Annotated in this window: 10 protein-coding genes; 5 read left to right on the forward strand and 5 right to left on the reverse strand. The window is 42.0% G+C overall.

Annotation, left to right across the window (positions count from 1 at the left end):
• A partial coding sequence (locus DKT75_RS01425) for a hypothetical protein (RefSeq protein ID WP_146201298.1) occupies positions 1-184 on the reverse strand: 184 nt, incomplete at its 3' end.
• Between the two features lie 935 nt (positions 185-1,119).
• Here DKT75_RS01425 and DKT75_RS01430 point away from each other — a divergent pair.
• From DKT75_RS01430 to DKT75_RS01445, 4 genes are all read left to right on the forward strand, one after another.
• Positions 1,120-1,452, forward strand: coding sequence for a hypothetical protein (locus DKT75_RS01430; protein WP_109821661.1), 333 nt, complete (start codon positions 1,120-1,122; stop codon positions 1,450-1,452).
• Between the two features lie 51 nt (positions 1,453-1,503).
• On the forward strand, positions 1,504-2,790 hold the full coding sequence (locus DKT75_RS01435) for a PepSY-associated TM helix domain-containing protein (RefSeq protein WP_109821662.1): 1,287 nt from the start codon (positions 1,504-1,506) through the stop codon (positions 2,788-2,790).
• 704 nt (positions 2,791-3,494) lie between these two features.
• Positions 3,495-4,073: a hypothetical protein gene (locus tag DKT75_RS01440; RefSeq protein WP_109821663.1), complete on the forward strand. Its 579-nt coding sequence runs from the start codon at positions 3,495-3,497 to the stop codon at positions 4,071-4,073.
• A gap of 83 nt (positions 4,074-4,156) precedes the next feature.
• On the forward strand, positions 4,157-4,984 hold the full coding sequence (locus DKT75_RS01445) for a hypothetical protein (protein WP_109821664.1): 828 nt from the start codon (positions 4,157-4,159) through the stop codon (positions 4,982-4,984).
• A gap of 259 nt (positions 4,985-5,243) precedes the next feature.
• Here DKT75_RS01445 and DKT75_RS01450 read toward each other — a convergent pair whose 3' ends face one another.
• From DKT75_RS01450 to DKT75_RS01465, 4 genes are read right to left on the reverse strand one after another with little or no spacing between them, the layout of a single operon-like run.
• Positions 5,244-7,520 carry an iron-containing redox enzyme family protein gene (locus tag DKT75_RS01450; protein WP_109821665.1) on the reverse strand — a complete coding sequence of 759 codons (2,277 nt, stop codon included), beginning with the start codon at positions 7,518-7,520 and terminating at the stop codon, positions 5,244-5,246.
• Positions 7,521-7,529: 9 nt separating this feature from the next.
• Positions 7,530-8,810 carry a hypothetical protein gene (locus DKT75_RS01455; protein WP_146201299.1) on the reverse strand — a complete coding sequence of 427 codons (1,281 nt, stop codon included), beginning with the start codon at positions 8,808-8,810 and terminating at the stop codon, positions 7,530-7,532.
• A gap of 3 nt (positions 8,811-8,813) precedes the next feature.
• Positions 8,814-9,302 (reverse strand): DUF1579 family protein, encoded by a 489-nt coding sequence (locus tag DKT75_RS01460; protein WP_109821667.1) that lies wholly within the window; start codon positions 9,300-9,302, stop codon positions 8,814-8,816.
• A 26-nt stretch (positions 9,303-9,328) separates the two neighbouring features.
• Complete coding sequence (locus DKT75_RS01465; protein WP_109821668.1) at positions 9,329-10,540, reverse strand: aromatic ring-hydroxylating oxygenase subunit alpha; 1,212 nt, start codon at positions 10,538-10,540, stop codon at positions 9,329-9,331.
• 334 nt (positions 10,541-10,874) lie between these two features.
• Between DKT75_RS01465 and gntD the strand changes: the two genes are divergently transcribed.
• On the forward strand, positions 10,875-11,921 hold the full coding sequence (gene gntD / locus DKT75_RS01470) for a guanitoxin biosynthesis L-enduracididine beta-hydroxylase GntD (protein ID WP_109821669.1): 1,047 nt from the start codon (positions 10,875-10,877) through the stop codon (positions 11,919-11,921).
• Positions 11,922-11,925 lie beyond the last annotated feature (4 nt).

Consider the following 11,925-nt stretch of genomic DNA (forward strand, 5'->3'; position numbering starts at 1 on the left):
TGGCAATTGACACACTAATATTAAAGACAAACACACCAGCAATAATCCCTACTGTTGGTATGACACCGGATAACAACGTTTTACGATGGGTTTTCTGAAGTTGTTTGGCTAGATCTAGAACATCAATTAAGTTGATAAGCTTGTCATTCATTAAAACGATTTTTGCAGTATCTGTGGCGATCATTTCACCATTGCTTAAGGATACTGAAATCTCTGCTTGTTTGAGAGCGTTCGTTTATCTCGCTTTCATGAATTAACTAAATTTAATATAAAAAATACGGCTACTTTAGAAAAACTTTCGTTAGTTACGCTTGATAGTATTAAATATTTAATACTAAAACATTACAGTCAGTTATTAACCCAGCGCTCAAATAGACGATAGGCTATCATTGGGCATGGATAAAATTGATACCCGAAAAAAATCGACAGAATTACAGCAGAATAACCGTAATCAAGCAATCCGTTTACATCTAGATGGTCCGAGCAAAGAAGACTCTGCTTACATAAAGTATTCTAATAAATAAAAAACGATACCATTGACATTATACCTTCAAACAAGGTATCCGACTTACCAGTTCAAACTTGAGCCAAATAAAAGTGCAAATTTATACTTTAGGATAAGAGATACGCAAGTTCCATTAACAATGGGAGTAGCATTACAAATGCTAGTCAGCCACACTGAGAATGGTTACATCAACATATTTTTTCCATGGTTTAGTTATTGGCTGATTATTAATAATAGCTCTTTATAATATTTTATATTACTTTAAAATAAAATATTCTGGTTTCCTTTCTCTTTCTATTTTCATTCTATCGTAATTTTGGAAATACTAGCAGCTGATGACAATTTTCAGCAACCCTACAATAAGGGTGTGCCCTAGATATACGCGATATGGAGTCCGTACCTTAAGTACGTCTAATGCAAATGCAAATGGCCTCAGGAGTTGTAATAACAAAAATATACATTATTAAACTATTCATCAATTAGTTTAATACCTTAGACTCAATAAAAGTCACTAAAGTCCATCAAGCATGAGTCTATTCAGACGAGTACGGCGGTACTGCCAGCTCCTCTTTTTAACGCCATTTTTTCTTATTGCATTAATTCCGCAAGGTATAATGCTGTCCCCTAACCCAAGTCATTTGGGTGACTTACTGATGCTTTGTCCAGTAAGCGGCATTCACCAGCAACAGTTTTTGAAAAGCAATCACTTTTCACACCATCAACAAGTGTCTGCTGAGCAAATTACAAACCAACAGTCTGGTGATCACTCACTAGACACAAGCTGTCCTTATTCTGTTTCGAATAGCAGTTTTATATATGTAGCTAACCAGCAAGCAGCTATTCAAAAAATCCGTGTGCAACCTAAGAGATTCACACATTATCGAAGTCAGTATAGGCTTCGTCTACATCCTACAAAGTTGCCTCGTGGCCCTCCATTAGCTATCTAAAACCACAATTAAAACACGATAACTATTTAGATACTTTTAAAAGGATTCAACATGGCTGACACTACCTCGTCTCCGCTTTACCGTTCTGTTTGGAAATGGCATTTTCTTGCAGCACTTTACGTTCTTCCATTCATGCTTATTTTATCTGTTACAGGGGGAATTTATTTATTCAAACCGCAAATAGAAGAGTTCATCTATAGCGACCTTTTAAACGTTGAAATACAGGCCCAAAAAACCACTTTAGAAACCCAACAAGCTGCTGTACTTGCGGCTGCTCCTGGGTCCCGTATTCGTAGTATTACCACTGAAGAAACGGAAGGACGTAGCACTGTATTTGAAATTCAAGATTCAAACCGTACACGTTCTTATGCATGGGTTGACCCCTATAGTGCCGAAGTTATAAGGGTACAAGATCGCGAATCAACGTTGATGTACCAACTAAAGAAAATTCATAGTGAGTTATTGCTTGGAGAAACAGGGGCCAAGTTTGTTGAGATTGCTGCTCACTGGGCAATTGTCATGTTTATTACCGGATTTTTTTTATGGTGGCCACGCGGCAAAGGCGGCATCATGAAAGCTTTTAGGCTACCAAAAGGCACAGGTCGCCCTTGGTGGAAACAAACACACTTGCTAACAGGTATTTTTGCGAGCTTACTAATCATTCCAATGCTCATTAGCGGATTACCTTGGACTGATGTCTGGGGAAGTGGTTACAGTTATGTGCAATCACAGACTGGGCAAAAATCGCCAAGTTTACGTTTCTCGGGTGGTTCAATTAAGTCGACCGCAACAGAGGGCGAAACAATTGCCTATGAAACGGTTTTAATAGCTGCTTCTGAACAAGGCTTGGTAACACCTTACGAATTGCGCCCACCAAAAAATGCTCAAGGTGCTTATTGGATTCGCTCTGCTAGCAAGAACCGCTGGGATCAAACGGAACTGATTATTGACCAATACTCTGGGAAGGTACTAACTAGTGTTAATTTTGAGGACTACCCTGTCATGGCTAAAGCATCTTCTTTGGGCGTGTCATTTCATCAAGGCGAGTTATATGGGTGGTTGAATCTTGCCCAAAATTCATTAGCTGCTTGTCTTGGAGTCATACTCGCTGTATCAGGCTTTGCTGCTTGGTGGACTCGTCGCCCTGTGGGTTCACTGGGTGTACCTGCAGCGCCTCAGCGTAATATAAAACTCGGTACTGGTATAACTGCTCTGATTGTCTTTCTAGCAATCTTTCTGCCACTGATGGGAGTGTCTTTGGTAGTTGCTATGCTGCTAGATTGGTTGATATTCAAGAGGTTAAATTGGTTTCGGTCTAAGGCTGATGTGATCGCTTAACTGTTATCGGTAGTAATCAATCGGCTTTTGGCACTTGCTAACCCTGAGTGCTTGTACTGCTTGGCAAAACAATGCGCGTAGCGCCATCACTCCCCTGTTTTTATACAAGGAAATAGGGGAAATTTCAAAACTGGTTAAGCACCACACTTAACCAGTCTCTCATATCCTAAAAAATCACTCTGCAGTCTGAAAAACTCTTCATCATGTCCACGGCTTTTTCAGCTTTAGAACAGGCTCTAATAAATGCTTTCGGGTCTTTCTTAAGTAACTTTATATACCCGCCTATATAAGGCGCATGCTCCTCATCAATCTCAGCCACCAATTCTTCAAATGCATAATCCTCTTTATGCTGCGGAACAATTGGGTAAACAACCTAAAATTCCCGTGCATCAAGTGTATTTAGATTTATTACCCACCAGAAACAAAGGCTCTATATTCGCCAATATTGAGCTTAAATGGCTAGTATACGGGCTATTATACGACTTAATTAGCCTGGCTTTTTTTGGATATTAAGAAAGTAGTCAAATAATTTATTTTTAGATACAAAAAATAACAAAGTTCAGATTGTTGATGATTTTAGTACTGTGCTATTTTTTCTTATGGTGTTAATTATTGTTAATGCCATTTTTTTAGATGGATGGAATTTATACATATAAATATCTTGTCCAAGTATATTAATGAATTACATTAGGAGTATGTAAGGAATGAATAAGTACATCAGAAAATCGTTATTGCCGGTTCTAGTTATAGGGCTTGGTTTACACACAAGTGTTAATGCAATAGACGTTGAGGGTGGCGTTACTTCACTTCCTGAGGCAGCCTGCACATTGGAAACGCTTAAAGGTAGCTATACTTGGAGTGAGGCAACTCGCACAGATTATTCTGATTTTGGTTTTTCAGAGTTTGATGCGGGTTGGGTATATGCAGTTAGTGTAGGACGAGAGGTTAATGATGGTAATGGCAACATTACTTCAGGTCATATGACCATTAATAATACCTTTGCAGATGATGCTGATATTCCCGTCGAATTTGGTGGAACGGGCGGCGATTCGATTCTCGAAATTGCTTATACAGGAACAGTAACGGTTAACCCTGACTGCACAGGGACTTATAGCATTACCTTATCAACAGGGGGTGATGGCGGCGGTGGTAATATCTATATTGACCCACTGACGGGTAACTTCAAAATGCTGGATATTCATAACATTGGTATTGCTAACTTTTCCCTCGATGGCTCAGGTGCTGGGTTAAGTAGCCCTTTTCCAAACGTTACTTGGCCATAATATAGCTTCTTTTTATTTACAGAAAGTACCACACTCTTCGAGTGTGGACATTCGCTAAATTCATTCAAAAAAAGGAAATATTCATGTTTATCAGGAACCTAATAGGAGTCACATCGGCTTCCATCTTGCTGGTCGCCTGTCATAGTGATGATCATGTAACTGTAACTGAATCTGTTTCAATCGCAAGTGCAGCCTATCAAGGGTCTAAAGTTGCTGCGACTCAGACAAATGCAACGGCAAGCTACTTTTCAAGATCAGCCTTTGCCGCACGTGATTACTCACTGAGTGCTGCAGGTATCTCTGCATACTTACCTGCACTGGATACTTACGGTAGCGAAACTTGTAGCAATGGCGGTAGTGCGAGCCAAGTAAAAAATATCGATGCAACAAGTTTACTTGGTAGTAAAACGATTACCTTCAATAATTGCATGATTGGTGATGTACTCACAGATGGCAATACTATCATTGAAGTCACTGGCTATGATCAAATGCTGAGTATGCCTACGGCACTCAAAACCACTTACAATGGTTTGTCGCAAACGAAAGATGATAAAACAATCATCCTCACTGGTACTGTTGAAGCCACACAAGACCTTGATACGAAGTCTGTAGAGCTTGTATTGGACACTCATATGCTAGCAGGTACAGGGGAAGAGGTGCTTACAGAAATGACGATAGTCGTGATCGGTAATACCGTTAAGCGCTCGGCTTCTAGTCAGTATACAGGTGATGTTTGTATTGATACGGAAGGCTGCGTGAATTTCACGACACAGGTACCTTTTTTGGTTGAGTACAATGGTTATTTGACCGCGGGTGAAATGACGTCAACTGGCGAAAATAGTAACACGGCAAAGATTGTTGTTGATGAAAGCAACTCTGTCGCTATTAACCTAGTTGCCGAAAGCTCATAAAGCGATGCTAATAAACTATTTTTCTCTCGTATTTGAGAAAAATAGTTTATTACAATGGTTATTCAGTGCGATGAAGCTTTCCTGATCCCACTCTTTTGTTCATCCTGAAAGTTAAAATCACAACTAGGGGCTTCGTGTCGATCTCTTAATCGAGTTTAGTATTTGACAGACTGACTAAGGCTTAATTTTTTTCAACATAGGCCACCCCAGCCTGTTGATTACGGAGAAATTCCCTGAGTCTTATTTTAAGGATTAGGTTTTAGCCGTTTTTTAGCTTTGCCGCTTTTCTATTTTTCATCGTCAGACTGATTAAAGGTCCAATGAACTTAAAACCGGCCTTTGTCTCTAGTGTCGTTTCAAACTTTTTAGCGACACGGGTGAAAGCCAGATAAGCCACCCAAATTCGTTCCCATTCACGCTGCATTACATCATGTCCCTGAGTCGTCAGCACCTGATCTAGATACAAATGCACCGTCTCCATTGCAACGGCTGTATGGCCAGACGCAATATTATCGATAGTCAGGTGTAAGGTGAAGAAATAAGAATCGACCTTCCAATAATTGAGTTCATCAATAATGGTCATATAATCCTTACCTAAGCCACTGAGCTCAATCGCCAGATTGACCCCAATTATTTCTGGCAGCATAGCTTTAGGAAACATCGAAATGGACAGTGTCAGCAAAGGTAGGTCAAATGAAAAGTCTAGCAACTCTGGTTGCATCGAAAATTCACGTGATGCCGTTGGCGGCATATGAATCCCTTCACCTTCCAGTAAGCGGCGATATACATTGGGGTGATTCATTGCAGTGTCGGCATTACCCACTTCATCGGAATAAATTCGAAAGAGCCGTGCGGATATATCCGTGTGTGACATACCTGCTTTAGCGATATTCTGTACCCAAGACCCGTCGACCATCGTAAAGGCGGCATATTGTTGGGTAAACCACACCATGATTTCACGTGGTACCGTTGAAGGGGCAACAAAGCGTTGGTAAGCATTCGTTTCCGACTGGTAAATCTGTTGAATGCGCGACTCAAAGGCATCATGACTGTAAACAAAAAAGCGCTGCAGCGGTGGCAGCTTACGCTTATTCATTGCGGTGCGAGCCTCTTTAAAGTACTGCGCGGCTACCTGTTTGGCTGTCGGCATGACATCTGGATACACATCAGCATTGACGAAGTAATAATACAGATCTCGTTTTTTACTCTTCGCATAAGTGGCTAAATCTGGCGAGACTAACGCCGGCATGGGAGGGGGCAAAACGTCTGGCTTATTGAGCGCCACCGGTGGCATACGCGCTTCATTAGCAATAGCGCCGCCCTCTGACAAGCTATGTACCCATTCCTCCATAATATCCATTTCAGCATCGGTGAATATACGAAACATCGGGCCGCCAAAAGCCACACTACGTGTGATCAGTTGACTTTTTTCAGGAGACTTTTGATTAACATACGGAGAGGCAATCAGCGCGTTTAAAAAGCCTTCGGCATCAAAAGGCTCATCAGCAAACCAGTCATTGATATACCGTTTCCCAAAGCGTTTGTTTCGGTGCATATTGCGCGCATGTGGCGCCTTAGCAATCACCATTTCGAGCATTTTCTGGTGAGGTGTTTTCTTTTGAGGGGTATCGAGTCGAAGATGGACGATAGTCCGTAAGTTATTACTTAAACTGTCATGAGTGACTAGGCCGGACCAAATACGCTGCCAATGTGCTTGACGTACCGTATCATCCAATTGAGCAAGGTATTTCATCACAGTGGATTGAATATGTTGCACTTGCTGATCCAATGATTCTGATTCATGGTATTGCTGGATATATCGCGTATCAACACCCTGTGATTTCAATGCGGGTTCTTGCTGGAGTAGCACACTGTGCTGTCCACTCACTAAATGACCTAATGTATAGCCTATTAGCTCAGGTAAATAAACGCGTGGAAATAAAGATAACGCCAACTCAAACACCGGTTTTTGGAAAGCAGTACCTTGAATATCACGATGAGTTGTAAATAAACGCGTATTGATCTCTGGTAGATAGACACGACCACTTCTCAATAAGTCACGGTACAAATTCCCATAGTGATGACGAGTATTCCCATCACCAATTTTCTGTGTGTAGATGCAAAATAAGCTTGCAATGGTTTCGTCATGACAGTTCGCTGCCAATGAAATATTTTGTAACCAAGCACCGTCTAGTAAGGCCGCAGGTGCTTGCTGACACAGGATATACTGTGACTGATCGGGTGTAAGAGTGTGTTGGAGATGAGTATGATTTTGTTCGCTTATCGTCTCCATACGCGCACTAAACGCTTCAGGTGTGTACTCGAAAGATTCTAACCATTGAGGTAATTGTTCAGAAGTATTAATCGATACTGTTGTTTGTGCCAAATAGCCTTCAACGAGGTGTTTTGCCCGAGGCAATACGCTAACGTACTCATCACTATTAATTAAATAATAGAATAATTCTCGCTCTGGTGTTTCCGCGTAACGTTGTAAGTTTATTGCTACCTGTTTACCTAATGATACTTGGATCGACACAAGAGTTACCTATTCCCGAATTGAGCCCGTTAATTGTGGGGCTATCTTAAATAATTGCTTTAAAAATAAAGAGCCTGGTGCTGGAGACCAGCGTTTTATAGAGAGTGCTGAAGGGGATTTTTGTAGGATCTGATCTAGTTTAACTTGCTGGGTACACACTAATTTACGCATGACTGTTTCTAACTCAAAGCAATGCACCCCAATCTCCTTCAGAGACATCACTGAAGCATTATTTTCTTCGGTTGGTAAAACGGCGATTAATGCTTGCTCAGCCCCCTCTTTTTCTACGACCTCAAGAATGGACTGAGTCATCGATACGTATTCATGTAATGCCGCGCTACCCTCTAGAGACAACTCTGGGTCGGCCTGTAGGTAATCAATCACATCTAACGGCACCTCAGGCATTGCTACTAACATCTGCAGGTAATAGCGAAGCCCCTGCCAATGTAATAACACGGACAAATCCAAACGCGCACACATGACACCGTAGTCAAAAGCACGTTCAATATCATCATTCAAATAAGCAAAACCCTGATCTACAGGTATATCGGAAGCAGGGTTAATCAATGCATTCAAAATCTGTCGAATCATATTGGCAGGGGCTGCACATGCTCTCGATTCGGGGGATAACAGTAATCTCTCGTCTTCTAAAAAGACTAAAAATGCTTCTACATCAAGTTCTGCGTCTTCTAATAGAGGATGAGCTTGGCTGACCATGCGGCTTGTTGCTGCATACATGCCACCAATCACTTTGAATCCCGCTGCAGACTGACGCGGGAGGTTACCGTCTGCTGTCGGATCGTCTTTTCTTCTCAGTAAAAAACTGGGAATTGAAACGCATATCGATGAAATAATGAAAAGATCTCTAGCATTCAAGGTCTTTTTCATGCCTAAGTAACGTTGGCTGTACCAGTGTCTGATCGTCGCTGCATCTAGCAACAAGTCATTCCAACAATGCCCCATTTCTTTGAATGCATCTATATTATAGGGGTGGCCTTTACGGCTACCTGGGCCTCGAAACGGAGTCCATTTATCGTCCAGTGGAGAGGCTAACCATTCCGGTAATACATTCGCTTCGCCTAACTGCCGGCCAACTTCATCAAAACCTGCAAATGACCCTGTCCACGTTCCATACTCCCATTCCATATAAGGCGAACGATGGGGTGCTGGCACTACTTTCCTAACCACTTTAGACAATATGCGTTGTACACGATTGTGTGGTATCGGGCTTCCATCCGGAGCCAACTTATGTAGACTCTGGGTGAGTAAACTTTCGATTTTAGACGTCATTAATTACGCCTTTCGAGTATGTATTGCTCGGTAGACGGCTTCCCAGCTTTCTCCACCGTCATAGGATTCATGCATTTCGTCAGTAAAACGGTCTGGAGTATTTTGGGTTGAGGTTAATCGCAAAAATGCTTTATTCCCAGACTCATCCTCCGGTGCAGTACCGGTTGTTTGATTACTAACGACAATGGTGTCTGTTCCGTCATTGAACCCACCTTCCAAAATATCGGTTAAACCATCGTGATCATCGCTGGCGACCATACGGTACACGTTGCGGTATTTGTCATAAGACCACATGATGAAAAAGCGAACCACTTGGTCTCCTAACATCATTTTCACTTCATCTTCTTGTAGAAATGCACCGTCAAATACCGAATCAATGCGTGTTTCGGTGGGCACAGGACTACTGACCCACTCACCTGATTCATTAGGGCGAAAAGCGTCTATATTCCATTCGCCAACCATAAAATGTAATCGTTCAATACCATCTGTCATGCTGAATTCCTGTGTTGCACGTCTATTTAGCTAGTCTGGTCAAGCGCATCAAGCACTCTGTTTGAAAAGGTATAATGCATGTTGTCCCAAAATGGGGCATAAAACTGCTGCTCAAATGCGGGAGAATGTCGCGCTTTTTGCACCGCTTCGGTGATAACTCCATCCTCCATACCCGCACCTTGAAAGTCAGCCTGTAGAGCCTCACGCTCTTCTGCAACATCATGATCAATCGCTGACTCTTCATCATAAAACTGTGCCCTCAATGTTTGAGTTTTTCCCGCACTGATCGGCAGAACAATAATCATGTGGATGAAGCAAGAAAAAGCGGCAATGTGCACATTAGGGAAGAAAGAACCAATGAACCCTTTCTCAGGCGAGCAATTTGGATCTACCCCTAAGTGGTTCAGTGGTAAGTCATCTAACTCATAGGTCTCAGCAAAATCTTCCTCTAGATAAGACAAAGCCATCAAGTCACCGTCAATATGCTCGACGTATGTTTTTTCACCATTATCATTGACACGAGGTATTTGTGAAGACTCGTGATAAACCTCATGAGTGAAGCCTTCATGTAACACATTAAGCGCCCAGTTTTCATAATGTGTTTTCCAATTTGTCGCTAAATGTTCCTGGTCAATCAGCAAAGTGTCATCCGCTGCTAAACCGATACGCATCTCACCTGTTCGGTACCCCGTTAATATCTTTTTCAGCGGGGAGATATGTGCTTCAAAATCATTTTTCTTTCCTGATAAATCAACAAATAAAATACCTAACTCATTACGACTAGTGACCTCGATTAAATCGCCCTTGCGACCTTTTAAGGCGGATAAATCTGGTTGTTTAAAACCATCCCAAAAGGGAATGGAAACTAGCTTCCCTTTTAAATCATATTGCCAGCCATGATAAGGCGTACTGATCTTATCGACCGTTGCGGCTTCAATAACGGCTAAGCAACCATCATAAGGAACAATGTTGTGAAAGACACGCAACTCATTATCGTCTCCACGAACAATCAATAAAGGCATTCCTAAAAATTCAATCGGCAGGACACTACCAAGTTCTGATAGTTGCTGAGTAAAGCAAACCGCAGACCAGTGCTGACTAAAAATACGCTCACGTTCCAAATCAAAAAAAGACTCATCCGTGAAAGCTTTACGTGGCAACGTCATTGCCTCATCAATCGGTGCGCGAATGAGCGATTGTTGTTTGTCACTAATCCAATGTTGCAGCGCTTCAGTCATACACAAACCTTAATTCATTCAAATGAGTCTCTCGCCACTTTCAGTCACAGCGAGTCTTTTGAGAGATTATCAGTCGCGCTTTGAGCCTCAAAGTGCGTTTAACAATTCTTAACATTAACGACCCTTCTGGGCGGCCTCAATGATCGCTAATTAATGGCGTAAAAAAGACCGTTAATAACGCTCTTGAAGTGTTAAGAAATGTAAAGTTTCATTGCTGAGAAAAACACCTTTCCCTAGACTCCTGACACCTACGGTTTGTACCGTTGTGACAGCATGGACCTTATAAATGACACAAAGTCAACGCTCACTCTTTATTTATATATTGGTGTAAAAAATGATTTCTCGGCTTCAATTAACCACCACAGAAATTCAGCTCATCGAACAGCTGTTGGCAAACGTCTCACGACAATTCACTAGCCCTGAAGATCCTGCATTCTTACATGATGCGGTGGTTATCTCTCATGAACTGCCAATTAGGACTCGCCAGTTTTTAAACACATTTCGCTTAAGTGAACCGAGTGATGCAGTCGTGTGCGTTATTTCTGGATACCCTATTAATCACACAAAAATTGGTCCTACACCGCTAGGTCGTGGTGAAAAGTCGGATACCGATCGCACCCTCCAAGAGCAAATGTTATTAGTGCTATTTGCCTCATTACTGGGTGACCCTGTCGCATGGTCAACGCAGCAAGCGGGACATATTATTCATGACATTTCGCCCGTTAAAGGGCAAGAAAATGACCAAACAGGCTCTAGTAGCGAAACAGAACTACTCTTCCACACGGAAGATGCCTTTCACCCTTACCGAGGTGATTACCTTGGCATGATGTGTCTGCGTAATTATAACCAAGCGTCAACCTCAATTGCCTCCAACCGTGCGCTGTCTATGTTGACAAAAGAGCAAGTTAAGAAACTCGTGCAACCGTGTGTTTTTATTAAACCGGATGCGAGCCAGTTTGAAAAACATGATTTCCCTGACATGGCTGGGTTGAGCACTGAGGTGATTTCAGAATTCATTCGTTATTCGGATGAAAAAATCAAAAAAATGGATGATTTTCCTGAAGCAGTCCCAGTGCTATTTGGAGACCCACGTTCACCTTATATTCGTGTTGATTGCCCTATCTACATGGATACATTGGATGACGAAACAGAGGATGCTATCAAAGCGCTCAGTGATGCGTTTAAGCAAGATCAAGAAGATCTCACGATGTCGGCTGGCGAAATTTGCTTTATTGACAATCTTCGCTCAGTCCATGGTCGTAATCCTTTCACCCCCCGCTATGACGGGAATGATCGTTGGTTAAAGCGCGTCAATATCACACGGGACATCCGTAAATCGCGCGACATGCGAATTACAGATACATCACGCATCATATTCTAAGGAT

Origin of the sequence: Leucothrix arctica (assembly GCF_003172895.1) — a bacterium.
Classification (GTDB): Bacteria; Pseudomonadota; Gammaproteobacteria; order Thiotrichales; family Thiotrichaceae; genus Leucothrix; species Leucothrix arctica.

Excerpts from the sequence above, each read along its gene's own strand:
- DKT75_RS01430 (WP_109821661.1), top strand. The coding sequence starts at position 1,120 with ATGCTGTCCCCTAACCCAAGTCATTTGGGTGACTTACTGATGCTTTGT.
- DKT75_RS01435 (WP_109821662.1), top strand. The coding sequence starts at position 1,504 with ATGGCTGACACTACCTCGTCTCCGCTTTACCGTTCTGTTTGGAAATGG.
- DKT75_RS01440 (WP_109821663.1), top strand. The coding sequence starts at position 3,495 with ATGAATAAGTACATCAGAAAATCGTTATTGCCGGTTCTAGTTATAGGG.
- DKT75_RS01445 (WP_109821664.1), top strand. The coding sequence starts at position 4,157 with ATGTTTATCAGGAACCTAATAGGAGTCACATCGGCTTCCATCTTGCTG.
- DKT75_RS01455 (WP_146201299.1), bottom strand. The coding sequence starts at position 8,810 with ATGACGTCTAAAATCGAAAGTTTACTCACCCAGAGTCTACATAAGTTG.
- DKT75_RS01460 (WP_109821667.1), bottom strand. The coding sequence starts at position 9,302 with ATGACAGATGGTATTGAACGATTACATTTTATGGTTGGCGAATGGAAT.
- DKT75_RS01465 (WP_109821668.1), bottom strand. The coding sequence starts at position 10,540 with ATGACTGAAGCGCTGCAACATTGGATTAGTGACAAACAACAATCGCTC.
- gntD (WP_109821669.1), top strand. The coding sequence starts at position 10,875 with ATGATTTCTCGGCTTCAATTAACCACCACAGAAATTCAGCTCATCGAA.